Genomic DNA, 25,442 nt, shown 5'->3' on the forward strand with positions numbered 1-25,442 from the left:
AAAATAAGCCATGCGCCCGTCGGTATGGAACCGTTTCGAAGAAAAAAACCATTTTCCGTCAAATGACCACATTCCCGCGCCGCATGGTTCCCCGGGAGAATGTATCTCAAACCGAGACGCGTTGTGGGGCGCGCACGGTGCGCCCGATGGCGTCGGCGATGAGCCGGATCTGTCGCATCATCTCGACGAACTGCTCGAAGAAGAGCGACTGCGGGCCGTCGCTCCGGGCGTTGGCCGGGTCCGGATGAACCTCCACCATCAGCCCGTCGGCTCCGGCGGCGACGGCGGCGCGCGCCATCGGGAGCACCTTGTTCCGGAGGCCCGTTCCGTGGCTCGGATCGACGACGATGGGCAGGTGGCTCTTGGCCTTGACCACCGGCACGGCCGAGAGGTCGAGCGTGTTGCGCGTGTACGTCTCGAAGGTGCGGATGCCGCGCTCACACAGGATCACGTGCGGGTTGCCCTGCGCCATCACGTACTCGGCGCTCATGAGCCATTCGTCGACCGTCGCCGAGAGGCCGCGCTTGAGGAACACCGGCTTGTCGGTCTTGCCGATCTCCTTGAGCAGGGAGAAGTTTTGCATGTTGCGCGCGCCGATCTGGAAGACGTCGGTATACGGGTAGATGACGTCGATCTGCGCCGGCTCCATGACCTCGGTGATCACGCGAAGGTCGTGCCGGTCGGCGGCGGCGCGGAGGATGCGCAACCCCTCTTCGCCGAGGCCCTGAAACGAGTACGGCGACGAACGCGGCTTGAAGGCCCCGCCCCGGAGGAACGTCGCGCCGTGCGCCGCCACGTGCGCCGCCGAAGCCTCCATCTGCTCCTCACTCTCGACCGAGCACGGCCCCGCCATCACCACCACCTCCTCGCCGCCCACACCCACGCCGCGCACGTCGACGACCGTGTTCTCCTGCTTCCACGAACGGCTCGCAAACTTGTACGGCTCCGTGACGCGATACACGTCCGCCACGCCTTCGAGCACCTTGATGTGCCGCACGTCGAAGTCGGGCTTGACGCCGATGGCGCCGAGAACGGTCTGTTGCACCCCGCTTGAACGGTGCACGTCGAACCCGTACTGATTGAGCCGCTCGATGACGGCCTGAATCTGAGGCTCGGGCGCGCCCACGTTCATCACCACTACCATACCTATCACCTTGTTTTTATCGCGTATGAGCCGTTTCCTCCCTGGACCCGGCAGTATACGACTCCCGAAAAGATGCCGCAATCCCTCCGAATCACCGGATCAGGACGAGGCGATAATTTTTCCGCCCCTTGCGAACGACGACTGCCTTGCCTTCGATGGTGTCTTCGAGCGTGATGCGAGCGTTTTCGCCGGCCACACGGCGGTTATTGACGTACGCGCCGCCGCTCCGCACGAGCCGCCGCGCCTCCCCCTTCGACGCCGCCGCGCCGCTTTCGACCAGGAGGTCGATCACGCCGACGCCTTCGCCCTCGAAGCGGGCGCGGGGCAGCTCCGCCGACGGCACGTCCTCGAAGATGTCGAGAATGTCGGCCGGCGAGAGGGCGTCCATCGCCCCGCCGAAGAGCACCTCCGACGCCTGTTCGGCGCGCGCCAGTTCCGCCTCGCCGTGGACCATCCGCGTCACCTCCCGCGCCAGCCGCCGTTGCGCCTCTCGCCGCTCCGGAGCCGCTTCGGTGACCGCCGCCAGCTCCTCGATCTCGGGCCGCGTGAGCCACGTGAAGAATTTCAGGTACCGAACCACGTCGCGATCGTCGGTGTTCAGCCAGAACTGATAGAACCGATACGGCGACGTGAGCCCGGGATCGAGCCACACCGTGCCGGACTCGGTCTTTCCGAACTTCGTGCCGGCGGCGTTCGTCACGAGCGGGAAAACCAGCCCGTGGGCTTTCTCGGAACGCATTCGGCGGATGAGGTCGGCCCCCGCCAGAATATTCCCCCACTGATCGCTGCCTCCCATCTGAAGCGTGCATCCGTACCGATCATGCAACACGAGGTAGTCGTACGCCTGAAGCAGCATGTACGTGAACTCGGTATACGAGATGCCGTCCTCCGACTCGATCCGGCGCTTGACCGACTCCTTGGAGAGCATGTAGTTCACCGTGAAGTATTTGCCCACGTCGCGGAGGAAATCGAGGAGCGAGATCGAGCCGAGCCATTCGAGGTTGTTGACCATGCGAGCCGGGTTCGCCGCCGTCTCGAAGTCAAGAAACCGCCGAAGTTGTCCTTCGATGCCCGCCAGGTTCTCCTCCATTTTCTCCCGGGTGAGAAGCGGGCGTTCCTTGCTTTTCCCGCTCGGATCGCCGATGAGGCCGGTGCCTCCGCCGACGAGGGCGATGGGGGTGTGGCCGAAGCGCTGAAGCCGGGCCAGCGCCATGATGGGCAGCAGTGAGCCGACATGCAGGCTCGCCGCGGTCGGATCGAAGCCGATGTAGGCGGTGACCTTCTCCGTGGCGAGCGCTTCCGCCGCCTCCGGTGTGACGTGATAGACCATCTCGCGCCAGGCGTACTCGTCGTAGAGGCTCAGGGCCCTGGTCGTTTCGGCTTCGGTGCTTTCGGAAGAGATCGTAGACATGAACTCGAATCGCGCTTGTATTGATGGGTCACGGTCCCGGGGCGTCGCCCCGGCGCGCCGTTGCCTTTCTATTCCCCCGGCAGGCAGCGGATCCGGATAAAACGATTAATTGGGATCGATTGAAAGGCCGAAAAACCGCCCGCGCCCATGATTCACGGGTAATTTGCGAGCATGAGCGCGACGCGGGCCGTCCCCGCAAGCCTCGTCACTGATACCGTTCGAGGGTGAACTTCTCGCCGAGATACCGTTTGCGCACCTCCGGATCGGAGGCGAGCGCCTCGGCGGTGCCCTGTTTGAGGATCTTGCCCTCAAAGAGGAGATAGGCCCGGTCGGTGATGGCGAGCGTCTCGTGAACGTTGTGGTCGGTGATGAGCACGCCGATGCCGCGCCTCTTCAGGCCCGCCACGATAGACTGGATATCCTCCACGGCGATGGGATCGACGCCGGCGAAAGGTTCGTCGAGGAGGAAGAAGGCCGGGCGCGTGGCGAGCGCGCGGGCGATCTCGGTGCGTCGCCGCTCGCCGCCGGAGAGCATGTATCCCCGCGAGCGCCGCACCGTCTCCAGCCCGAACTCGGCGATGAGTTCCTCCACCCGCAGCCGGCGTTCCTCGCGGCTCATGGGCTGGTACTCGAGTACGGCATGGAGGTTGTCTTCGACCGTGAGGTGGGAGAAGATCGACGCCTCCTGCGCCAGATACCCGATGCCCCGCCGGGCGCGCGCATACATGGGCAGCGTCGTGATGTCGTTCTCACCGATGAAGACCTTGCCCTTGTCCGGGCGTTCGAGGCCGACGATCATGTGGAACGTCGTCGTTTTGCCGGCGCCGTTCGGCCCGAGCAGCCCGACGATCTCCCCCTGCCCCACGTTCAGGCTCACCGCCTTGACGACCGTGCGTTTCTTGTATCGCTTGATGAGGGCCTCCGCCCGAAGCATGAGCACATCGGAAGGCAGGGATTCTGCGAGGCCGTCGCCATGCTCGGCCTCTCGATCCCCCGCGCCCGGTGCAAAATCACTCTCCGGAAGGTCGGGCCATTCGAACGCGGTAGAGGGGCGAACCGGACTGCCGGGGATGACGCTGTGCGCGCGATGCCACGCCGCCATCGCCTTATCCTCCTGCTGAATCGCCTCGTACGCCTGCGCCAGAAGCACATACGCCATCACGTACGTCGGCACCATGCGCACCAGCTCTTCGAGGATCGGAATCGCCTTCGCCGGGTCGCCGCTCTTGAAATGGGCGAGGGCCTGTTCGATCTCTGAAATCGGCATGACGAACGGGGGTCGAAATCTTTCGGTGGAGGGAAAAGCGGCGTGAGGGCGTCCGGCCGAATCCGTTGCTTTCTCCCATGAAAGCGCCGGGACGTTCAATGATCCGGCCGGCGCTCTTGTTCTTCGCTTCCGGTGACGCCGGGGGCCGGGACACGGGACGCCGCCGCTCGAAAACGGTCGGTCCACGCGGTGAGACGTTCGAGCACGTCGGCGGGCAAAAGGCGCAGCTTCTCAGGGCGACGTTCGGGCTCCCACCGGAAGCCTTCGAGCCGAAACGGCTCCGGAATCAGCCCCACATCGTAATATGCTCCTTCCACGCCGCGATAAAAGCGGATGTCTTTGAGTTCGCCTGCGCCCTGCACGTCGAACACGACGCGGTCGGCGGAGGCGCGGACGGCGCCCTTGAGCGCGTGGGTCTCGTCGTCCTGGAGAAAATAGATCGCCTCGGCGTTCGGGCGGACGAAGAGGGTGCGGAGCGTATCGCGCTCGAAGAGGCCGAGCATCGTCCGGCCGCGCAGTTGTGAGATGCGATCGAGCGAGGTGTCTTGCTGCGCCACGAAGGCGTTCCCGACGATGAAGAGCGAATCGACGGCGCTCTCGCGGGCCGTCACGCGGAGGGTGTCGCCGTGGGCCTGCGCCCGCTGAAACCAGGCCGTCGGCTCGCGGAAGAGCCGGCTCTCTTCCCGGACGGGCCGGTCCTTCCGTCGCAACCGCTCGTACACCACGGAGTCCGCCACGGCGGCGAAATCACGCTGCCATATTTTCACCGAATCGAGGGCCACCAGACGCTGAAGGGAATCCAGCCGGAAGACGTCGAGGCGTCCGGCGCGAATGAGGAGCGTGTCCGCCGGCGCGCCCGTGGAGTCGGCGCGGAGTTGGATGAGCAGCGGTCGCCCCCGGATGCGGCTGACGGCGGCGCGGTTGTCGTTGAAGGCGCTTTGGCCGAAGAGGAACGTTCGCGTGGTCGAGTCGGAGGCCGCCGTCTCGTCTTCGTCGCCGCCGAGGCGTTCGATGAACACGTTCCCGCGGGCCACGGAGACCTCCGTCTCACGGAAATACGTGACGGAGTCGGCTTCGAGGTATGTCCGGTCGCCGGAGAGGTGCACGTCGTCGTAAAACTCGGCGCGCTTTTCATCGGACCAGTACGCCCCTGCGCGGCTCGTGAGCACCGTGGCGCTGTCGACGAGGGTGACGCCGTCCTCGAAGACGGCTCGTTTCTCTTCGGTGTGATACCGGCCCGAGGGCGCATACACGACCACGTCGCCGTCGGAGAGGCGCACTTTTCCGGTAGCGTATCCGATCTTCGTGCGCTTGTCGTACCGCACCTGCTCGGCGCGGAGCGTATCCCCCCGCTCGATGATGAGCACATCTCCGAGGAAGAGGAACTCGTCCCGGTCGGCGTACTCGGTGGCGCGGTTGGCGCGCAGGCCCGTATCGCCCTGCCGCAGCCGCACGTCTCCGATGAGTTCGAGCGCGTCGGCGGTTTCCTTGAGCAGTTCTCCGGCATGCAGGAGTTCGACCTCTTTCGGCTCGGCGTTCGTGGTGTCGGTAGCGGCGTGCGCCGTGGTGTCGGCAACGGCCTGCGCCGCGGCGCGAGGCCCGGGCGCAGCGATCAGCCCCATCACGAGGCCGAGGGTTCGTATCGTCTGCCGCGCGTTCACTGCTCGTCCTCCACCAGCCGCCGCCCCGTCACCCGCACCAGGCGGTACGTGGCCAGGTCTTCGTCGGCCTCCAGGTTATAGCCCTGAATGCGCTCCGCCTCGGTGGTGATCCGGACGAAACCGGGCGTGCGCACCTTCCGCGCGCGCTCGTCCCAGTGGAGGTCCTCGCTTTCGAGTCGCCGCCCTTCCCGCGTCACCACGATCACGTTCCCCTGCGCCTCGAAGCGCTGTTCCTGCTCGAAGTAATAGACCTGATCCGCCGTCAGCGTCGCCGACGAATCGCCTTCGGCGTCGAAGAGATACACCGTCACGCGGGGTCCGAGGCTGTCGGGCAGGCCGGTGAGCACCATGTACGTGCTGTCCTCGCGTTCGAACTCCGCCATGTACGCCGCTGCGATCTCCATGCGGGGGATCCCGTCTTCGCTGACGTAAAAGCGCGCCCGCCAGCTTTCGTGGTCCGGCAGGTCGACGCGGATTTGATCGACGGCCACCGGCGAGGGGGCGCGGCGTTCACATCCCGCGCCGAGCGCGAGGAGCGCGACTCCTCCGAAGAGCAGCGCTATGATACGGCTTGATGGGTTCATCCGGGCATTTCGGCTTTTCTCGCTCACGTCAACCGGACGCCCCGCTGAAGGGGCGTCCCCGGCGTGCGTGCCCCTGCAACGCCTCAGAGACGGCTCCTGTTCGCATCCCCTTTTTCGTGGTCGAAATGGCCTTCTCCACAACGTTCCCGGGCCTCCTTTCCCGCACCGGAGCCGTGCCTCCTTTTCTTTTCCCCCGCCGACCTTAAACCCCGGCTCCCCCTCCGTCTCTGTCTCAATATGAGACCCCGCAATAAATATTTTCACCTTGAGGTTATAATCGCACGGGTCCGTGTGTTTTTATTACATCACCAAGTGTCGAAACCCTCGAAACCCTTGAGTGCCGATCATGACCTCACAGACCCTCACGCTCCGTTCCTACCGTAACCTGCGGGCCTACCGCCGCGCCGCAGCGCTGGCCTCGGACATCTTCTGGATCACCCGCCGCTTCCCGCGCGACGGGCAGAACACGCTCAGCGACCAGATGCGTCGTCACGCGCACGCCATCCCGGACGCCATCGCGCGGGGCTGGCATCAACGCCACGATCCCTGCGCGTTCACGCAGGATCTCGACGCAGCGCTCAATGCCTGTCATCAACTCTCGCACTGGCTCAACGTCGCCAAGGCGTGTCAGTATCTCTCGGCGGACGAGCACCATGCGTTGATGACCCGGAAGAAGGAACTCCACCGCACTATTGCCCAGCTTCGGGCGCGCTGCGGGATGCTCTGCGAATAGCCCCCTCGCGTCCGAACCGGCTCCACGTCCTCCAACCGAGACGCGCTCCCGAGCCGAAACCCCCAAACCTACACGGCCCCGTCGACCGAAGCGGATCGGCAGGGCCGTGCTGTTTTCGTGCGGGATTGAAAAAACTATTGAGAGGGGGTGCGTACCTTGCTTCCGGAGCGCCCGGTGCACTCCGCACGACCTCCCTCACCAGCCTTCCCGATACCTCCGTGGCACAACTCATTGACGGCAAAGCCATTGCGGCACAGGTGCGCGGCGAGATCCGCGAAGCCGTGTCCGCATGGACGGCGCTGGGCCATCGCCCGCCGTGCCTCCGCGTCATCCTCGTAGGCGAAGATCCGGCCTCGGCCTCCTACGTGCGCGGCAAGCAAAAAGCCGCCCTCGAAGTCGGCATCGACGCCGACACGCTCACGTACGAAAGCGACATCTCCGAAGCCGAACTCCTCCGCGTCATCGACCGGCTCAACCGGGACGCGGGCGTCGACGGCATCCTCGTGCAACTGCCCCTGCCCGCCCACATCGACGAGCAAAAGGTCATCTATGCGCTCAACCCCGACAAGGACGTGGACTGTTTCCATCCGGCCAACGTGGGACGCATCATGATCGGGGAGCCGCACTTCCTGCCGTGCACCCCCGCCGGCATCATGGAAATGCTCCGGCGCACCGGCATCGAGACCCGGGGCGCGCGCGCGGTCATCGTCGGGCGGTCGAACATCGTCGGCAAGCCCATGGCGAACCTGCTCCTGCAAAAAGGCGTCGATGCCACCGTCACGGTTTGCCACAGCCGCACGCGCGACCTGCCGTCGATTACGCGGCAGGCGGACCTCCTCGTGGCCGCCATCGGGCGCGCGCATTTCATCACGGCGGACATGGTGCGCGACGGTGCGGCCGTGATCGACGTGGGCATCAACCGGGTCGAGGACGCCGCGCGGCCGCGCGGCTACCGCCTCGTCGGAGACGTGGATTTCGACGCCGTCCGGGAGAAGGCGGGTTGGATCACGCCCGTGCCCGGCGGTGTGGGACCGATGACCATCGCGATGCTCCTCCAGAACACGCTCAAGGCTGCGCGGCGAAGCTGACCGGCCTCACCGCCGCGCCTGAAGCACGGCCATGCGATGCGCTTTGAGCGGCGCGGCCTCCTCGGGCGCGAAGTCCGGAAGCGGCAGACTCTCCAAAAACTCCGGCATCACCTCCCATATACGGGGCGAGCCCGCGGGCGCATTGGGCAACGTAAAAGAGACCGTGGCGTCTCCGGCATTGAAAAGAAGCAGGAACGTGTCGTCGGTGATGGGATGCCCCTGCGCATCCCGGTCGGCGATGCGGTCGCCGCGGAGGAGCATGCCGAAAGCGTGGAGGTCGGGCGCGCGCCAGTCGGCGTCGGTCATCTCGCGGCCCTCGGGGCTCCACCACGTCACGTCCTTGACGCCCGCCGCGTCGGCCTTCCCCGTGAGGAAGCGATGGCGACGGAAATTCGGATGCGCCTTCCGGAACGCGATGAGCCTGCGCACGAACTCGAGGAAGCGTCTTTTTCGGTCGTCGAGGTTCCAGTCGTACCAGTTGATCTCGTTGTCCTGGCAGTACGCATTGTTGTTGCCGCGCTGGGTGCGCGAGAGCTCATCGCCGCCGAGGAGCATCGGCGCGCCCTGCGAGAGCAACAGCGTACTTACGAGGCTCCGCTTGAGCGTCTCCCGGCAGGCCACAATCTCGGGATCGACCGCGGGGCCTTCCACGCCGCAGTTGATGCTGTAATTGGCGTCGGTTCCGTCCCTGTTCTCTTCGAGGTTGGCTTCGTTGTGCTTTTTCTCATAGCTGACCAGGTCTTCGAGCGTGAAGCCGTCGTGCGCCGTGACGAAGTTGATCGACGCGAAGGGTTTGCGCCCGGAATGTTCATAGAGGTCGCTCGAGCCGGCGATGCGGGTGGCGAACTCCCCGCCGACGCCGGCATCCCCGCGCCAGAAACGGCGGACGGCATCGCGGTATTTGCCGTTCCATTCGGCCCATAGCCAGGGGAATTCACCCACCTGGTAGCCGCCCCGCCCCACGTCCCACGGCTCGGCGATGAGCTTGACCTGGCTGAGCACCGGATCCTGCTGGATCACCTGAAAAAACGCCGAGAGCATGTTGATCTCGTAGAGGTCGCGGGCCAGCGCCGCCGCCAGGTCGAAGCGGAAGCCGTCTACGTGCATCTCTTGCACCCAGTAGCGCAGGCTGTCCATGATGAGTTGAAGCACGTGCGGGTTGCCGACGTTGAGCGTGTTGCCGGTGCCCGTGAAATCCGCCAGAAAACGGCCATTCGTCTCGCTTTCCTTGTAATATGCCTTGTTGTCGATGCCCCGGAAAGAGAGCGTCGGGCCGAGGTGGTTGCCCTCGCCGGTATGGTTGTACACGACGTCGATGATGACTTCGAAGCCTGCGGCATGGAGCGCGCGGACCATCATCTTGAAATCCTGCACCGCCGTGATCGGACCGTTCGTCGAATACGAGGGTTCGGGCGCAAAATACCCGAGCGTGCTGTATCCCCAGTAGTTCACCAGCCCCGCCTCGACGAGGTGACGCTCGCTCACCTTGGCGTGAATCGGAAGCAGTTGGATCGTGGTGACGCCGAGCCGCCGGAGGTGCTCGAGGATCGGCTCGGAGACCAGACCGAGGTACGTGCCCCGCAACGCTTCGGGCACTTCGGGATGGAGGCGGCTGATGCCCTTGACGTGCGTCTCGTAGATGATCGTCTCTTCCCACGGGATACAGAGCGGCTGATCCTCGCCCCAGGCGAAGCCGGAGCCGACGACCGCGCCGAGCGGCGCATACGCTGCGCTGTCCTCCTCGCTGAACGAGAGGTCGGCGTGCGGATCACCGGGTCGGTATCCGTAGAGGCTGTCGTGCCAGCGAAGGGGCCGACCGATGGCGCGCGCATAAGGGTCGAGGAGCACCTTGTTCGGATTGAAGCGGTGTCCTTGTTCGGGGCGATAGGGACCGTAGACGCGATAGCCGTAGAGTTGGCCGGGCCGGAGGTTGGGCAGGTAGCCGTGCCAGATCGGCCCCGTCCGTTCGGGCAGTTCGTACGTCTGCGACGGAGCGCGGGCCTCCACGTGGTCGAAAAGGACCAGTTCCACCCGCTCGGCGTGCGGGCTGTACAGCGCAAAGTTGACCCCGAGGCCATCCCACAGCGCGCCCATCGGATAGGGTTTGCCCGGACGCATCGCGACGGTCTCCGCTTGATCGAGAGTGATGGCTTTCGTCGCCAATATACCATTCATGATCTTCAAATGGCCCTGAATTTCGCCGCGCGAAGCCCCCGGCGGCGCAGCCCAACCCGGCGTCGCACCGGCCTCCTTCTCTGGGATCGACGGCTTCCCGGGGATGTTAACTCGGGAGGACCGCCGGCGAAGGAAGCGCGTACGGATCCTTTCGAGAGGTCCCCGGTTCGTTCTTTCCGAATCCTCATGACCGATGCTCTACGCCCATGCCTGCGCGCCTTTCCCTGTTCCTGGTGATGACGCTCCTCTTCGCGATGACCCCGAGCGAACTCCCCGCTCAGACGCACGAGGGCGGCGACGACGCGCCCCGCGACACCGTCGCCCTCCGGGTCGCCACGTTCAACGTCGAGGACGTGCGAACGGACGACCTTCAGAACCCGGCGCATCCCCGACTCCGCCGCCTCGCCGCGCGGATACAGCGCCTGCGCCCGGACGTCCTCCTCATCAACGAGATCGCCTATGACCGGCCGGGCGCGCCCGGCTATACGGACGGAGAGCCGGAAGGACGGAACGGGCAGCGCTTCGCCGACACGTTCCTCGCCGTCAGCCAGGGACCGGGGCTCGCCCCCCTCCGCTACCGCGCGTTCATGGCCCCGACCAATACGGGCATCCCCAGCGGCTTCGACCTCGACCACGACGGTCGCGCCGTCACCACGCCGCCGCCGCCGCCGCCCGCCGGTCCCGACGGCGCGCCGGGACCGCAGACCGATGAGGGCCGCGCCTACGGCAACGACTGCTGGGGCTTCGGCGCCTTTCCCGGACAGTACGCCATGGCGCTCCTCGTCCGTGAAGACCTCGACCTCCTCGCCGACGAGGCCCGCACCTTCCGCATGATGCCGTGGAGCCGTATGCCCGGCGCGCTCCGACCCCTCGACCCCGCCACGGGCCGGCCGTGGTATGCCGACGACGTGTGGGCCGTCTTCCGCCTCAGCTCCAAGAGCCACTGGGACGTGCCCGTGCGCCTCCCGAACGGACGCGTGATCCACCTCCTCGCCAGCCACCCCACTCCTCCCGCGTTCGATGGTCCCGAAGGCCGGAACAAACGCCGAAACCACGACGAAATACGCTTCTGGGCCGACTACCTCGACGGCGCGGACTACCTCGTCGACGACGACGGTGCGTCCGGCGGCCTGCCCGAAGACGCCGCCTTCGTCATCCTCGGAGACCTCAACGCCGACCCCGACAAGGGCTCCGCTCTCGACGACCCCATCGGCACGTTCCTCCTCGCCCACCCGCGCATCCGGGGCGACTTCGTGCCGAGCGCCACGCCTGCCGGCCGTGCCGCCTTCCCCGACCTCGACCCCGACGACACCGCCCGATGGGGCCTCCGCGCCGACTATGTGCTGCCCTCGGTGAACCTCGACATCCGGGACGGCGGCATCGCACGCCCCGAGGACCCGGACGCCCCCGCCGAAAGCGACCACTTCCCCGTATGGCTCGACCTCCTCGTGCCGAAACGATGAGCCTCCCTTTGTCGTCACGAACCACCGACCGTCATGGCCTGGATCCAGCGTGAAATCGTCCTCGCCTCCCGCCCGCGCGGGTTCCACCTCGTCACGCGCGAGATCCTCGACCAGACTCCCGAGATCTCTCGCTTCGCCGTCGGCCTTGCGCATCTTTTTCTCCGGCACACCTCGGCCTCGCTCGCCCTCAACGAAAACGCCGACCCCGACGTGCGCCGCGACATGGAAGCATATTTCGACCGGGCGGTCCCCGAAAACGCGCCGTACTTCCGCCACACGCTCGAAGGGCCGGACGACATGCCTGCCCATATCAAGACGGTGATGCTCGGCTCCAGCCTCTCCCTCCCCATCCGGCACGGGCGGCTCCACCTCGGCACGTGGCAGGGCATCTATCTCTGCGAGCACCGCAACCACGGCGGCCCGCGCCGCCTCGTCCTCACGCTCCACGGCGAAACCACCGAGTGAGCCGCTTCAGGCCGACGGCTCCTCGCGCTTCTTCAGAAGGCGATACACCGTCGAGCGCGTGATGCCGAGCCGAGCCGCCGTCTTGTTGATATTGCCCCCGCAGACCTCGTACGCGTGCGCGACGGCCCTGACCTTGAGCGTCTCCAGCGGGATGATCTCATCCGGGTCGGTGATGCGGCTGAGTTGATCGGCAGGGTGATTCGTGGCCGGTTCCGGCGGCGGTTCCGGCGCGGCCTCTCGCGCGAAGGGAGCCAGTTCTTCGAGCATCAGGTCGGCGGGGGTGATCTCGGGGAAGTCGGCAATGAGCAACGCGCGCTCGACGGCGTTCTTCAACTCGCGCACGTTGCCCGGCCAGGGATACCGGAGGAGGCGCCGCCGCGTGTCCGCCGAGAACGGCCGGGGCTCCACGTCCGGATGCTTCTCCAGAAAGACCTTTCTAAAGTGGTCGGCCAGCAGCAACGCATCCTGATCGCGTTCGCGCAGGGGCGGCAGCTTGATCGGGTATTGAAAGAGCCGGTAATACAGATCCTCCCGGAACTTGCCTTCACGGATCATCTCCCTCACGTTTCGGTTCGTCGCCGAGAGCACGCGCACGTCCACCCGGATCGTCTCGTTGCCGCCGACGCGTTGCACTTCCTGATTCTGGAGCACCCGGAGGAGCTTGGCCTGAAGGCCGAGGTCGAGTTCGCCGATTTCGTCGAGGAAGATCGTCCCGCCGTCGGCCTGTTCGAACTTGCCGATCTTCCGGGCGTGCGCGCCGGTAAAGGAGCCTTTCTCGTGGCCGAAAAACTCACTTTCCATCAGTTCGCGGGGGATGGCGGCGCAGTTGACCACCACGAACGGCCGCTGCCGACGTTTCGAATTATAATGAATGGCCTCTGCGATGAGCTCTTTCCCGGTGCCGCTTTCTCCCTGTATGGCGACCGTGAGGTCGCCGCGAAGGGCTTTTTGCACGAGGCTGAAGACCCGCGCCATGGCCGCGCTCTCGCCGATGATGCCGCGCAGGCCCTGCATGGCGGGCAGTCGCTCCCGGAGCGTCGTCAGTTCGCGCGCCAGGCGCAGACGCTCGGCCACGTGCGCCACGATGGTTTGAAGCTTGACCGTGTCGTCGTGCCCTTTCGTCACGTAGTCGTACGCGCCGAGCTTCATCGCTTCGAGCGCCACGCTGACGGCGGCCTGCGCCGAGACCATCACCACCGGCAGTTCCGGACGCTGCGCCTTGATCTGCCGGAGCGTCTCCAGCCCGCCCTGTCCCGGCATCACCACGTCGCACAGGACGAGATCCACCCCCTCGTCGAGGCGGGCAACGGCCTCCTCGCCTGTGAGGAACAGCCGGATGGTCACGTCCGCGCGCCGGTTCAGGTGATACCGAAGCAGTTCCCCGTAGTCCGGGTCGTCATCGATCACGAAGATGTTCAAACGCATAGACTCGCCTCGTCCCTCTCTTCCGTCGTTCATGAAACTCCGTCGCGCCCGGGGCAGGCGCACCCGCCGCGTCTACGAACCACCCCCGCCCCCCGCCGCCGGTCTGGGCAGGCGAAACCAGAAACACGCTCCGCCCTCCGGACGCGGCTCATAGCCGATCGTTCCGCCCCAGTCTTCCACCGACAGGCGGCAAAAATACAGCCCCAGCCCCACCTTTCCCGCCTGCGGTCCACCCTTCGCGAATTTCTCGAAGAGCGCCGACGCGAGTTCTTCGGGCACGCCTTCGCCTTCGTCCTCCACGGACGCCCGGACGAAGCCGCCCTCGTCGTCGAGGCGAAGCCGGATCTCGGAGCCGGGTCTCGTATGTCGAAGCGCGTTCTCCACCAGGTTGAACAGCACCCGTTCCAGCCGCGTCGGCTCGGCGGCCACCTGCCACACGGCGCCCGGGGCGGCGTCGACGCGGAGGCGCACGTCTTTGAGCGTCGCCACGGGCCGCATCGACGCGGCGACCTCACGGAGGAGGCGCGCCAGGTCCGGGGCGGCATCGCAGCTCACGAGCGTCGGCAGGAGCGGCTGCACCTCGGCGGAAAACGTCGCGAGGATCTCACGGATCAGGCGCTGCATCTTCTCCACCTGATTGAGCCCGATGCGGACCAGCCCCTCGCCCTCGGGACGCACCTGTCCGTCGTCCCGGAGCAGGGTCAGGCTGCCCTTGATGCCGGCGAGCGGCGTCGAGAGGTCGTGGATGATGCAATGCAAAAGGACCTCGCGCCTGTCGATCTCTTTGAGCATCCGGTGATGCTGCAGGTTCTGGTTGCGCGCTTCCTGCAAAAGCTGCCGGACGGTCTCGAAGTCCGTCAGGGGAAACGAGATCAGGAGCAGCCGCCGCCCTTCGAGGCGCATCGCCGTGGCCTGAAGCGTCCACTCGCGTCCGTCCCGGTCCTGTTCGATCCAGGGCTCCGAGCGAAGCATCCCATCTTCCTTGCTTGCCCAGACGCCGCGCGCATCTTCCATGAAGTGATCGAGATAAGGAAAAGCCGCCGCCGGACGCAGGTCCCCGGCAGCGACGGACTCGGGCCAGAGCGCGCGAAGCCATGCCGGAGCTTTGCCGAGCAGCCGGAAGGCGCCGTCGCCCCGTGCTTCGAGCACGGCCATGTCGAGGTGCGCCGGGAGGCTCTGAGGAAGGGAGGAGGGCTGCAATCGAGTGGGAGGCATCGTACGTTTCATAACCGATCCACTCAAGGTTCGAGGAGTCGCGCGGAGAGTTGCAAGAAAGCCTCTTCAACTCCCGTACCCATTTTCGCGCTCGTCTTGAGGATCGTCCATCCGCGCGCGGCCTGAGCGCGGAGGTCTTCGTCCGAAAACGCCCAGTCTTCTTCCAGATCGGCTTTGTTGAACACCATCACGAAGGGGGTCTCGCCCAGCACGGCGCGCACCTTGTGGTGGAGCACCATCGCCGTGTCGAGCGTCTCTCTCCGCGTGCCGTCGACCACGAGAAGATAGCCCGCCGCGCCCCGCATATAACTCATCGAGAGCTTCTGAAAACGATCCTCTCCGTTGAGATCCCACAACACCAGATCGACCGCCCGATCCCCCACCCGGACCCTTTTCTTGTCGATTTTCACGCCCACGGTGGTCAGATACCGCTCGGAAAAGATCCCCTCGACGAACCGTTTGACCAGGCTCGTCTTCCCCACGGCGGAAGCGCCCAGCATGCAAATCTTCTTCATCATACGGTTATATCGGGCAGCGGTAGTCCTCACGCACAAAAACTCTGCGACGGATCTGTGCGGCGCGCGGGCGTGGCGCATACTGAGGGGGATACGCCCGTCATGGAAAGCGATCTTCTGAAGCCGCGCCCATTCCTCGGGATCGGTCTGTCTCATTATACGCCACTGTCTCATTATTCCGCAACCGAACCCTCCGTGAGGCTCGCGTTCGAGCTTCGGACCTGCGCGCCGGAAACACAGCGTCACTGACGATTATTATGTATCTTTTCGAGACGTCCCGGCGCCGCATGCCTTGTTCCCTCACTTCGTTCCCCTTTTCTCATGGCCCAAAAATCGAAAAGTCAAAAGACGAAAGAGCCCTCCGGGGCTTCCTCCTCCAACGGAGACGCAGCCGAAACCGCCGCCGCGCCGCCGACGCACGACCCCGGCAACCTCGACAAAATCCGCACGATTCTCTTCGGCACGCAGATCCGGGAGTTCGAGAAGAAGTTTTCCCGCCTCGAAAGTCGGCTCGAACGGGAGATCGAAGCCATCCGCGAGAACGTGCGGCGGCGCTTCGACGAGTTGGAGGCGTACGTCAAGGAAGAGAACGACGCGCTGAACAAACGATTGGCGAACGAACTGCAATTGCGCAAGAAGTCTGAAGAGGAGGCAGCCCGCGAACGGCAAACGCTCGCCGAGACGTCGCGCACGGCGTTGGCCGAGGTCGACGCCCGGCACACCGAGACCGAACGGGCCCTGCGCGAACGGCTTCTGAGCCAGTCGAAAGAGCTCTCCGAGGAGATGCAGCGGCAGTTCCAGACGCTCTCGGCGATGATCCGCGACGCCGTCGATACGCTTCAGGACGACAAGACCGACCGCCGGGCACTGGCCGACCTCTTCGAAGAGTTCTCGGCGCGGCTCCGGGACGACTTCAAGCTGCCGTTCGATGAATAGCCCGGCCCCGTCCGCCCGCGTTTTTCCCGGATGGAGGTAGGCGTATGCCGGATCGTCCCCGCCCCGAACCCGAAGCGGCCCGCCCGCCGTCGGAAGCCGCCGAGCCTGCCGCCGGCGCTCCGGACCACGCGCCTCCCCGCGAGGAGGACCTCGAAGAGCTTCGCCGCCTGCTCCTCGCCCCGGAGCAGTCCCACCTGACCGAGGTGCGCGAGCGCCTCGAACGCCTCGACGCACACGAGGAACGGGTCGAACGGGTGGCCGAAGCGCTGCCTGAAGCCGTGGCGCGGCAGAGCCGCCGGGACCGACGCCTCGCCGAAGCGCTCGCCCCCACCATCGAAGAGACGCTGAAGCTCTCCGTCGAGCGCAACCCGAAGCCGCTCGTCGACGCCCTCTTTCCCGTCATCGGCCCGGCCATCCGGAAGAGCATCGCCGAGGCGCTCCGGTCGTTCCTCGAATCGGTCAACCGGACGCTCGAACACAGCCTCTCGCCGAAAAGCTTCCGGTGGCGGCTCGAAGCGCTCCGGACCGGACGGAGCTTCTCGGAGGTGGTGCTCAGCCATACGCTCCTCTACCGCGTCGAGCAGATTTTTCTCATCGACCGGCAGACGGGGCTGCCCATCCTCCACCTCTTCGATGCATCCATCGAGACCCGGGACGGCTCGCTCGTCTCGGGAATGCTGACGGCTCTTCAGGATTTCGTGCAGGACTCATTGGGCGCGGAGAAAGAGGAGGTGCTCGACGCCATCGAGATGGGCGAGTTGACGGTGTGGATCGAGGAGGGGCCGAAGGCGCTCGTGGCCGCCGTCATCCGGGGCGTGCCGTCGCCCGCGCTCCGCGAGACGCTCAAAGACCTCATCGAGACGATCCACTTCCGCTTTCGGGAAGCGTTGGAAGCCTTCGACGGCGACCCGGCGCCGTTCGAACGCGCGCGTCCACTCCTCGAGAGCGCCCTCATCTCGGAGACCCGGGACGCGCCGGCGCGCCGGTCGTCGGCGCTGCCGTGGATCGTGCTCGGCGCGGCGGTGGTCGTGCTCGGCGTATGGCTCTTCTTCACGATCCGCGAACGGCGGTGGTGGAACGACTACGTGGCGCGCCTCGACGCCGAGCCGGGCATCGTGGTGACGGACGCCGGGCGAAGCCGCGGCGCCTGGTACGTGCGCGGCCTTCGCGACCCCCTCGCCGCCGACCCCGCCGCGCTCCGCGCCGGGACGCCCCTCCGCGACGCCGAGGTGGTCGAAGCATGGGAGCCGTATCAGGCCCTCGCGCCGCCGATCCTTGCCCGGCGTGCCGCCCGCCTGCTCGACGCGCCGCCCACGGTCACGTTCCACGTGGAGGACGGCGTGCTCCATGCCGCCGGAACGGCGCCCGCCGCGTGGATCGAGCAGGCCCGCGCCCGCGCCGCGCTCCTCCCCGGCATCTCCGGCTACGACGACGCCGCCCTCGCCCCCGACGAATCCGTCTTCCGGAACCGCATCGCCGCGCTCGAACGACAGAGCCTCCGCTTCGTTGCCGGCACGACGCGCCTCATCCCCGGACAGGAAGCCACCCTCGACACGCTCGCCGCCGAGATCCGCGCGCTCTTCGACGACGCCCGCGCCATAGGCAAAAACGTGCGGCTCCAGATCCTCGGCCATGCCAGCGCCGACGGCCCGCCCGCCGTCAACCTGCGTTTGAGCCGCCAACGCGCCGAAGCCGTCCGCTCGGCGCTCCTCGCGCGCGGCATCGACGCCGAGGCGCTCGAAGCCGTCGGAACCGGTCAGCCGCGTTTCCCCCATGCGACGACGGAAGAACAACGGGCACAAAACCGCAGCGTCTCGTACCGGGTGGTCGTTGAATAGCCCCGTCCCGGCTCACCCGCCGTCTTTCGCCGCGCGCGCCTTTCCCTTCCCCCCCGAAGGCGTCGCCTTTGCGCTCGCCCCTTTCTTCTTCGTCTTCTTCCGCGACCGCGTTTTCCCTTCGACCGGCCCCTCGTATTCGAACACGAGCGCGCCGAGGGGCGGAAGCGTCAGCGAGACGGACTGCGCGTGTCCGTGCTTCGGCTCGGCCTCCGTCTCCACGCGCGCCGCCCCGCCCGCGCCGCTGCCGCCGTACCGTTCGGCGTCGCTGTCGAGCGCCCGGCGCCACCGCCCCGCCTCCGGCATGCCGATGCGATAGTTCTCCCGGGTCACCGGCGTGAAATTGAACACGAAGACGAGCGTGCGGTCCTCGCTCCGTCGGAGGTACGCAAAGACGCTCTGCTCCACATCGTCGAGGACGATCCACTCGAAGCCGCCCGGGGCGTCGTTCCACAGGGCGGGATGGTCGCGGTACAGGCCGAAGAGGTCCGTCACCCACCGGAAGACGCCGCCGTGAAGGGGATCGTCGAGGAGGGGCCAGTCGAGGGCGCCGTCGTGGTTCCACTCGCGCTCCTGCCCGAACTCGCCGCCCATGAAGAGGAGCTTCTTGCCCGGATGGCCCACCTGATGCGCATAGAGCAGCCGCAGGTTGGCCGCCTTCTGCCAGGGATCGCCCGGCATCTTGCCCCAGAGCGACCCCTTGCCGTGCACCACTTCGTCATGCGAGAGCGGGAGCACGTAATGCTCGGAATAGGCATAGACCATCGAGAAGGTGAAGGCGTCGTGCATCCCCTTCCGGAAGAGCGGGTCCTGCTGCATGTAGTCGAGCACATCGTGCATCCAGCCCATGTTCCACTTGTACAGAAAGCCGAGGCCGCCCTCGTACGTCGGGTGGGTCACCTTCGGCCACGCCGTCGATTCCTCGGCGATCATCATCACCTCGGGAAAACGTTCATAGGTGCGTTCGTTGAGGGTTTTGAGCAGGCTGATGGCCTCCAGGTTCTCCCGCCCGCCGAAGCGGTTCGGATGCCACTCGTCGCGCGAATAGTCGCGATAGAGCATCGAGGCGACGGCGTCGAAGCGCAGGCCGTCGGCGTGGTAATAGTCGAGCCAGAAGAGCGCGTTCGAGAGGAGGAAATTGCGGACGCCCGGCTTGTTGTAGTCGAACACGTAGGTGCCCCAGTCGGGGTGATAGCGCATGAGCGGGTCGTCGTACTCATAGAGGGTCGAGCCGTCGAAGAAGACGAGGCCCTGCGGGTCGGTGGCGAAGTGCGCCGGGACCCAGTCGAGAATGACGCCGATGCCGCGCCGGTGGAGGTAATCGATGAGGTACATCAGATCCTGCGGCGTGCCGTACCGATGCGTCGGCGCAAAGTATCCGACCACCTGATACCCCCACGAGGCATAGTACGGGTGCTCCATCACAGGCATCAGCTCGACGTGGGTGAAGCCGAGCTTTTCGACGTGGTCGGCCAGCGGCTCGGCGATCTCCCGGTACCCGGGGGAGTAGCCGTCGGCCTTTCTTCGCCAGGAACCGAGGTGCACCTCATAGGCGGACACCGGCCCGTCGAGCGAGCCCGGCCCTTTCCGATGCTTCATCCACGCCTCATCGCCCCAGGCATGGTCCAGTTCGGTGACGATGGACGACAGCCCCGCCACCGGATTGCCGTCGGCGACGGGCGCTTCCATGCGGAAGGCGTAGGGGTCGGTCTTGTCGGCGTGGAAGTAGCCGCGTTGGATGCGGTATTTGTAGTGCTGACCCGGCTTCGCATCGGATACGAAGCCTTCCCACAACCCCGCCCAGCCGCCGACTTTCCGGAGCGGATGCGCGCCCGGATCCCACCCGTTGAAGTCGCCGATGACGGCTACGTAGTCCGCGTGCGGCGCCCACACGGCGAACCACACGCCGCCCGCCACCGGATGCGCGCCGAGCTTGTGATAGCAGTCGAAGTGCTCACCGGCGAGCCAGCGATCGAAATCTGCTTGCGTGAACCAGGACATAGACGTTTCCGGACGTGAGGAGGAGGACCGACGGGGACGGGCGACAAATTACGACCGGAGGGTCAAACATACAGGCGCGCGCGGCGGCGAAACGCGCCTTTCAAGGAATTCGAAGCATTTTGTGCGTTTGAAGGCTGAGCCGCCACTGCGGATGCGCGAGGCAGTATGCGAGGGCCCGGCGGGTGTTGGCTTCGAGGTCCGGGCCGTCCATGGGCTGAAGCGAGAAGTGCGCGAAGGCGAGATGGGCGAAACGCTCGGGCGGCGCGCCGGGCTGCGGGAAGACGAGCTTCAGTTCATCGCCCGTGGTGAGGACAAGGTCCGCTCCCGCTTTCGGGCTGACGCACAGCCAGTCGAGGCCGGGCGGCGCGGGACGCGTGCCGTTCGTCTCCACCGCCACCTCGAAGCCCTCGGCATGGAGCGCATCGACGAGCGGCGCGTCGAGTTGGAGGAGCGGCTCCCCGCCCGTGCACACCACGAGCGGCCGGTCGCGCGCGCCGCGGGGTGCGGGCCATGCTCCAGCGACGGCCTGCGCCAGCGCCTCCGCCGCGCGAAACTTGCCGCCGCCCGGCCCGTCGGTCCCCACGAAGTCGGTGTCGCAGAAGCGGCAGACGGCTGCGGCCCGATCGGCCTCACGGCCCGTCCACAGGTTGCACCCGGCGAAACGAAGGAAGACGGCCGGACGCCCCGCCTGCGCTCCTTCCCCCTGAAGCGTATAATAGATTTCCTTGACGGCGTAGCTCATGCAACGAATACGGTGTGCGGCGACTTTCTTGCGCCCTTGTACGACCCGCGCGCCCGCCTGATTCCGCCTTCGCGCTTCACTCCGGGGCTTCGATGCGGCCGAGGGCCGGCTCTTCGAGGCTGCCGAGATAGAGCATCTCGCCATAGCGCTCCACGCTGCTGATGGTGGCCAGGCGCTCGGCGGCGGGATCCTGAAGGTTGTGCACGACCCGCCCTTCCGCGTCGAGCCCGAGTACGAAGGCGAACCGCTTCGGCGCCGGCTGCAAAAACTCCGGCAAGCGCACGAGCACCTTCCGGAGCGACGGCCACGGCCCGAGCGCGTCGACGACGGGATTGCGCGGAGAGACGAGCGCCACCCAGAACGTCCCGGCTCCGTCGGAGGAGATGCCGTCCGGAAAGCCCGGGAGGTTTTCTGCGAAGAAGTCGGACGTGCCCGCCTTCGGCCCGGCGAGCCAGTACCGGCGCACGCGGTACCGCGCCGTCTCGTTCACCAGCACGAACGCCCCGTCCGGGCTGACGGCGATGCCGTTGGCGAAATACAGATCGTCGAGCAGGACGCGGGTCGCGCCGGTGGCCGGGTCGTATTCGAGGAGCCGCCCGTTCGGACGGTTCTCGACGAGATCGAGCACGTAGTCCTCCATGCCGAACTTGTACGAGGCATCGCTGAAATACACCTTGCCGTCGGGAGCGACGTCCACGTCGTCGGTGAAGCCGAAGGGGACGCCGCCGGCTTCGGTCGAAAGGATGGTGCGGGCGCCGTCGGGGGCATAGGCGATCAGCCCCCGCTTCGCGTCGGCGACGAGCAGGTTGCCCCCGGCGTCGAAGTCGAGGCCGAGGGGCCGTCCGCCTTCGGTGAAGGTCTCCAGGGTGGAAGCGTCGTTCGGCATGCGGACAAGACGCCCGTCCGCCAGCCCCGCATAGATGCGCCCGAGGCTGTCCACGGCCACGTCCTCCGGCCCGTATCCCGAAGGTAGGTCGATGCGCTCGATGCCGGCGAGATACGCGTTCGGCGCATAGACCCCTTCGAGCGGCGGAGCCTCCGGCGGGTCCCATGCCTCCGGATCGACGGGCACGGGCCAGAACGCCAGATACCCCGACACGATGACACCCACCCCGAGCACGATCCACCTTCCTGTTTTCATGACGACCCCTCATTTTTCTCCAAAATGCGTATCCTATCACGGCCCCGTACGGACCGCACACCAACTACGGCGATCGCACCCGTCAAACCCTCCTGCCCCATGCTTCGCGCGGAACTCCGATTCTGGCTCTCGTCAAAATACCGCATTTTCGAGGGAGACGCACCCGTGGCCGTACTCGAGGCGGATCGGATGCGGGAAGCCGCCCGGCTCATCCTCGAAGAGGCCACCTACACGATGTGCCGGGAAGGGGTCGTCTTCGGACGGTTCGTGCTCGAACACGAGGACGGCTCCATGCTCGCCACTGCCGAGAAACCGAGCGTGTTCGCCCGGAAATTCGTAGTGGAGCACGACGGGAGCACGTACGTGCTCCGAGCCGCTTCGATCCTTCGAAGGCGGTTTGTCCTGACCGAAGGCGAAAGCGAGATCGGTGTCATACGTCCGGCCCGCCGCCTCTCCCGGAGCACGCTCGCAGACCTCCCCGAAGATCTCCCGGTCTCCGTCCGCATCTTCCTCCTCTGGCTCGTGCTCCTGATCTGGAAACGCGAAGCCGCAAGCTCCGGATGAGAAAAATGCCTCGCGCTATTCTTTTCTTTTTTGAACGAATATGAAAGTTTTTCCGAATTTCCCTGATCCATTTTTCCTCTTTGAGGGTTAAAGCACCGAACCACTGTTCCAGAGAGAGGCGCCGTCCATGAAAGCGATGATCTTGACGAAGCTGACCGACGTGCTCCGGAACCCGGAGCCACTGGAGCCGGCCGTGCTCCCAACACCCGAACCCGGTCCCGACGAGGTGCTCCTGAAGGTTTCCGTGTGCGGCGTATGTCACACGGAGCTCGATGAGATCGAGGGGCGCACGCCGCCGCCGAAGCTGCCCGTCGTGCTCGGTCATCAGGTGGTGGGCACGGTGACGAAGCGCGGCGACGCGGTCACCGAACTGCGGGAAGGCGACCGCGTGGGCGTGGCGTGGATCTTCTCGGCGTGCGGGCATTGCGCGTACTGCCGAAGCGGGCGGGAGAACCTCTGCCCCGCCTTCCGCGCCACCGGCCGCGACGCCAACGGCGGGTATGCCGAATACATGACCGTCCCCGCCGGCTTCGCCCATCCCATCCCCGACGTCTTCACCGACGCCGAGGCCGCGCCGCATCTGTGCGCCGGGGCCGTCGGCTACCGCGCCTTCCGCCTCACCGGCCTCGAAGACGGACAAAACCTCGGCCTGACCGGCTTCGGCGCTTCGGGCCACCTCGTGCTCATGATGACGCGCCATCGCTTCCCGAACGCCCGGGTCTTCGTCTTCGCCCGCAACCCCGCCGAACGCGCCTTCGCCCTCGAACTCGGCGCCGTATGGGCCGGCGACACCACCGACGAAGCTCCCGAAAAACTCCACGCCATCATCGACACGACGCCCGTGTGGAAGCCCGTCGTCGAAGCCATGAAAAACCTCCGGCCCGGCGGGCGGCTCGTCATCAACGCCATCCGAAAAGAGGATGCGGACAAGCACGATCTGCTCCGCCTCGACTACGCGACGCACCTGTGGATGGAACGCGAGATCAAGAGCGTGGCGAACGTGACCCGGCGCGACGTGCGCGAATTCCTCGCCCTCGCCGCCGAGGTCCCCATCAAGCCCGAGGTGCAGATCTATCCGCTCGAAGCAGCCAACCGCGCGCTGTACGAACTCAAGACCCGGAAAATACGCGGGGCCAAGGTGCTTCGGATCGCGTGACTCGGCCGGCTCGTCGTCTTTGATCTGCCACTCGCAACGAGTCCCTCCGAACCGGCGCCGCGTCGCCTTTTTCGCCCGTCCTTCACCGGAGCGGATCGTATCTTTGCCTCGATCCGGAAGCGCTTTTCTCCTCCATCATCCGAGAGACCATCATGCAGATTCAGGGACATACCTTCCTCGTGACCGGCGGCGGTTCGGGCCTCGGGGCGGCGACGGCAGAGCGCCTGGTCGCCGGGGGCGGGAACGTGGTCATCGCCGAACGAAACCCCGAGACGGGCGCCGCACAGGCCGACCGCCTCGGCGAGCGGGCGCTCTTCGTCGAGACCGACGTGACGGACGAGGTGAGCGTCCGGGCGGCCGTCGAGGCGGCGGACGAGCGTTACGGCGGGCTCGACGGCGTGGTCAACTGCGCGGGCATCGTGCTCGGACGGCGCATCCTCGGCAAGCGCGGGCCGCACGACCTCGCGAGCTTCACACAGGTGATTCAGGTCAACCTCATCGGCACCTTCAACGTGATCCGTCTCGCCGCCGCCCGAATGGCCGAGAACACGCCGAACGACGAAGGCGAACGCGGGGTGGTCGTGAATACGGCGTCCGTGGCGGCCTTCGACGGGCAGATCGGACAGGCCGCATACTCGGCTTCGAAAGGCGGCGTCGTGGGGATGACGCTCCCGCTCGCCCGCGACCTCGCCCGCCACGGCATCCGCGTGATGACCATCGCGCCGGGCGTCTTCGAAACGCCGATGGTGGCCGGCATGCCGGACGACGTGAAAGCCTCGCTCGGACAGCAGGTCCCCTTCCCCCCGCGCCTCGGACGTCCTTCGGAGTACGCCGCCCTCGCCGCGCACATCTTCGAAAACGTGATGCTCAACGGCACGACGATCCGCCTCGACGGGGCCATCCGTATGGCTCCGAGATAAGCGGTCGTCTCAGGCGGCGTCCGGCGCGTCGTTCAGGAGGTCCCGAAGCACCGGCAGGCTCACGTTTCGCCCGGAGAGAACGACGACCACCGGCCCGTCGGGCGCGGGAAGGTCGCCCGCGAGGCACGCCGCGACGGTGACTGCGGACGACGGCTCGACGAGGTATTGATGCCGGTCGAGCATCCACCGGACGCCTGCCCGGATGGCTTCCTCGGAGACTAGCGCCACGTGGTCGACGCGGCGCCGGAGCACGGCGAAGGGTCGCGCCCCGAGACCGCCTTCGAGCCCCGCCGCAAGCGTCTCGACGGCGGGCATCTCCGTCACCGCCGCCCCACGTTCGAGCGAGCGAAGCAGCGCCGGAGAACCCTCGTGCTGGCACGCGACGACCCGCGCCTCCGGACAGTGGGCTTTCACGAAATACGCAAAGCCGCCCGCGAGCCCGCCGCCGCCCACCGGCAGCACGAACGTCGTCGCCTCCGGCGCCTCCTCGCACACCTCCACGGCCACCGAGCCGCCGTTGCCCGCCATGATAAGGTCGTCGTCGTACGCGCTCACGAACGGCAGCCCGGCGCGGGCGGCCTCTTCGAGCGCCCACGCTTCGGTATCGTCGTAGCCGGGGAAGGCGGAGCGGATCACCCGCGCGCCCATCTTCACCATCGCCCGGTGTTTCGAGGCGTCCACGCTCGCGGGCACGTAGATCGTCGCCGGGATGCCCATGCGCCGCGCGGCGTACGCGAGGCCTTTACCGTGGTTGCCTGCCGAGCACGTGGCCACGCCGCGCCGCCGCGCATCTTCGGGGAGCTTCGAGAGGGCGAAGAGCGCGCCGCGCACCTTGAACGAGCCCGTGACCTGAAGGCATTCGAGCTTGAGCGAGACCGGCACGCCCAGCCGCTCCGAGAGCTCCGGCGAAGGCTCCAGAGGGGTGCGGCGAACGAGCGGACGGAGGAAGGCGGAAGCTTCGTCGATGAGGTTCGGGTCGAGCATGGGAGCGGGGGTCGGGA

General features: G+C 66.4%; 22 protein-coding genes and 1 pseudogene. 9 read left to right on the forward strand and 14 right to left on the reverse strand.

The features are described 5' to 3' along the window. Nucleotides 1–106: 106 nt before the first annotated feature. The 6 genes and pseudogenes from aroF to lptC all read right to left on the reverse strand — a co-directional run bounded on the left by aroF (nucleotide 107) and on the right by lptC (nucleotide 6,067). Nucleotides 107–1,144, reverse strand: coding sequence for a 3-deoxy-7-phosphoheptulonate synthase (gene aroF, locus AC1HIY_RS12305; RefSeq protein ID WP_479577040.1), 1,038 nt, complete (start codon nucleotides 1,142–1,144; stop codon nucleotides 107–109). A gap of 91 nt (nucleotides 1,145–1,235) precedes the next feature. Continuing rightward, complete coding sequence (tyrS, locus tag AC1HIY_RS12310) at nucleotides 1,236–2,555, reverse strand: tyrosine--tRNA ligase (RefSeq protein WP_479577041.1); 1,320 nt, start codon at nucleotides 2,553–2,555, stop codon at nucleotides 1,236–1,238. A gap of 205 nt (nucleotides 2,556–2,760) precedes the next feature. Further along, nucleotides 2,761–3,489, reverse strand: coding sequence for an LPS export ABC transporter ATP-binding protein (lptB, locus tag AC1HIY_RS12315; RefSeq protein WP_479577113.1), 729 nt, complete (start codon nucleotides 3,487–3,489; stop codon nucleotides 2,761–2,763). Between the two features lie 174 nt (nucleotides 3,490–3,663). After that, nucleotides 3,664–3,822 (reverse strand): annotated as a pseudogene (locus tag AC1HIY_RS12320) (tetratricopeptide repeat protein); the annotation flags it as partial. Nucleotides 3,823–3,917: 95 nt separating this feature from the next. Continuing rightward, nucleotides 3,918–5,483 (reverse strand): OstA-like protein, encoded by a 1,566-nt coding sequence (locus AC1HIY_RS12325; protein WP_479577042.1) that lies wholly within the window; start codon nucleotides 5,481–5,483, stop codon nucleotides 3,918–3,920. Then, a complete protein-coding gene (gene lptC / locus AC1HIY_RS12330) occupies nucleotides 5,480–6,067 on the reverse strand; it encodes an LPS export ABC transporter periplasmic protein LptC (protein WP_479577043.1) in 588 nt (195 codons plus the stop codon). The genes AC1HIY_RS12325 and lptC overlap by 4 nt, the downstream gene beginning before the upstream one ends. A 346-nt stretch (nucleotides 6,068–6,413) precedes the next feature. On the opposite strand from lptC, the gene AC1HIY_RS12335 reads away from it, so the two are divergent. After that, nucleotides 6,414–6,800 (forward strand): four helix bundle protein, encoded by a 387-nt coding sequence (locus AC1HIY_RS12335; protein ID WP_479577044.1) that lies wholly within the window; start codon nucleotides 6,414–6,416, stop codon nucleotides 6,798–6,800. Nucleotides 6,801–7,018: 218 nt separating this feature from the next. After that, a complete protein-coding gene (gene folD / locus AC1HIY_RS12340; protein WP_479577045.1) occupies nucleotides 7,019–7,888 on the forward strand; it encodes a bifunctional methylenetetrahydrofolate dehydrogenase/methenyltetrahydrofolate cyclohydrolase FolD in 870 nt (289 codons plus the stop codon). 6 nt (nucleotides 7,889–7,894) lie between these two features. Here folD and glgX read toward each other — a convergent pair whose 3' ends face one another. Further along, nucleotides 7,895–10,063, reverse strand: a complete 2,169-nt coding sequence (gene glgX / locus AC1HIY_RS12345; RefSeq protein ID WP_479577046.1) for a glycogen debranching protein GlgX — start codon at nucleotides 10,061–10,063, stop codon at nucleotides 7,895–7,897. Between the two features lie 206 nt (nucleotides 10,064–10,269). Here glgX and AC1HIY_RS12350 point away from each other — a divergent pair, with 206 nt between their 5' ends. Both AC1HIY_RS12350 and AC1HIY_RS12355 read left to right on the forward strand, forming a co-directional pair. Further along, the gene (locus tag AC1HIY_RS12350) at nucleotides 10,270–11,526 is read left to right on the forward strand and encodes an endonuclease/exonuclease/phosphatase family protein (protein ID WP_479577047.1); all 1,257 of its coding nucleotides are present in this window, start codon (nucleotides 10,270–10,272) and stop codon (nucleotides 11,524–11,526) included. Between the two features lie 33 nt (nucleotides 11,527–11,559). Continuing rightward, the gene (locus AC1HIY_RS12355; protein ID WP_479577048.1) at nucleotides 11,560–11,991 is read left to right on the forward strand and encodes a secondary thiamine-phosphate synthase enzyme YjbQ; all 432 of its coding nucleotides are present in this window, start codon (nucleotides 11,560–11,562) and stop codon (nucleotides 11,989–11,991) included. A gap of 6 nt (nucleotides 11,992–11,997) precedes the next feature. Here AC1HIY_RS12355 and AC1HIY_RS12360 read toward each other — a convergent pair whose 3' ends face one another. From AC1HIY_RS12360 to AC1HIY_RS12370, 3 genes are all read right to left on the reverse strand, one after another. Then, nucleotides 11,998–13,416 carry a sigma-54-dependent transcriptional regulator gene (locus AC1HIY_RS12360; protein ID WP_479577049.1) on the reverse strand — a complete coding sequence of 473 codons (1,419 nt, stop codon included), beginning with the start codon at nucleotides 13,414–13,416 and terminating at the stop codon, nucleotides 11,998–12,000. A gap of 72 nt (nucleotides 13,417–13,488) precedes the next feature. After that, complete coding sequence (locus tag AC1HIY_RS12365) at nucleotides 13,489–14,643, reverse strand: sensor histidine kinase (RefSeq protein WP_479577050.1); 1,155 nt, start codon at nucleotides 14,641–14,643, stop codon at nucleotides 13,489–13,491. 11 nt (nucleotides 14,644–14,654) lie between these two features. Next, complete coding sequence (locus AC1HIY_RS12370; RefSeq protein ID WP_479577051.1) at nucleotides 14,655–15,149, reverse strand: Rab family GTPase; 495 nt, start codon at nucleotides 15,147–15,149, stop codon at nucleotides 14,655–14,657. Nucleotides 15,150–15,467: 318 nt separating this feature from the next. Here AC1HIY_RS12370 and AC1HIY_RS12375 point away from each other — a divergent pair, with 318 nt between their 5' ends. Together AC1HIY_RS12375 and AC1HIY_RS12380 are read left to right on the forward strand one after the other, a co-directional pair. Continuing rightward, entirely contained in the window at nucleotides 15,468–16,082 is a 615-nt protein-coding gene (locus AC1HIY_RS12375) for a hypothetical protein (RefSeq protein ID WP_479577052.1), read from the forward strand. A 44-nt stretch (nucleotides 16,083–16,126) separates the two neighbouring features. Continuing rightward, on the forward strand, nucleotides 16,127–17,920 hold the full coding sequence (locus AC1HIY_RS12380) for an OmpA family protein (protein WP_479577053.1): 1,794 nt from the start codon (nucleotides 16,127–16,129) through the stop codon (nucleotides 17,918–17,920). Nucleotides 17,921–17,932: 12 nt separating this feature from the next. On the opposite strand, the gene glgB is transcribed toward AC1HIY_RS12380, so the two are convergent. From glgB to AC1HIY_RS12395, 3 genes are all read right to left on the reverse strand, one after another. After that, entirely contained in the window at nucleotides 17,933–19,918 is a 1,986-nt protein-coding gene (gene glgB / locus AC1HIY_RS12385) for a 1,4-alpha-glucan branching protein GlgB (protein ID WP_479577054.1), read from the reverse strand. Between the two features lie 100 nt (nucleotides 19,919–20,018). Beyond that, nucleotides 20,019–20,660, reverse strand: coding sequence for a 7-carboxy-7-deazaguanine synthase (queE, locus tag AC1HIY_RS12390; protein ID WP_479577055.1), 642 nt, complete (start codon nucleotides 20,658–20,660; stop codon nucleotides 20,019–20,021). Nucleotides 20,661–20,736: 76 nt separating this feature from the next. Then, nucleotides 20,737–21,801, reverse strand: a complete 1,065-nt coding sequence (locus AC1HIY_RS12395) for an SMP-30/gluconolactonase/LRE family protein (protein ID WP_479577056.1) — start codon at nucleotides 21,799–21,801, stop codon at nucleotides 20,737–20,739. 99 nt (nucleotides 21,802–21,900) lie between these two features. Between AC1HIY_RS12395 and AC1HIY_RS12400 the strand changes: the two genes are divergently transcribed. The 3 genes from AC1HIY_RS12400 to AC1HIY_RS12410 all read left to right on the forward strand — a co-directional run bounded on the left by AC1HIY_RS12400 (nucleotide 21,901) and on the right by AC1HIY_RS12410 (nucleotide 24,441). Further along, nucleotides 21,901–22,365, forward strand: coding sequence for a hypothetical protein (locus tag AC1HIY_RS12400; protein WP_479577057.1), 465 nt, complete (start codon nucleotides 21,901–21,903; stop codon nucleotides 22,363–22,365). Between the two features lie 127 nt (nucleotides 22,366–22,492). After that, nucleotides 22,493–23,521: a zinc-dependent alcohol dehydrogenase family protein gene (locus tag AC1HIY_RS12405; protein WP_479577058.1), complete on the forward strand. Its 1,029-nt coding sequence runs from the start codon at nucleotides 22,493–22,495 to the stop codon at nucleotides 23,519–23,521. A 152-nt stretch (nucleotides 23,522–23,673) separates the two neighbouring features. Continuing rightward, entirely contained in the window at nucleotides 23,674–24,441 is a 768-nt protein-coding gene (locus tag AC1HIY_RS12410) for a 3-hydroxyacyl-CoA dehydrogenase (RefSeq protein ID WP_479577059.1), read from the forward strand. Nucleotides 24,442–24,450: 9 nt separating this feature from the next. On the opposite strand, the gene AC1HIY_RS12415 is transcribed toward AC1HIY_RS12410, so the two are convergent. Continuing rightward, a complete protein-coding gene (locus tag AC1HIY_RS12415; RefSeq protein WP_479577060.1) occupies nucleotides 24,451–25,425 on the reverse strand; it encodes a threonine ammonia-lyase in 975 nt (324 codons plus the stop codon). Between the last annotated feature and the right edge of the window lie 17 nt (nucleotides 25,426–25,442).

The organism is Rhodocaloribacter sp. (genome assembly GCF_056451265.1).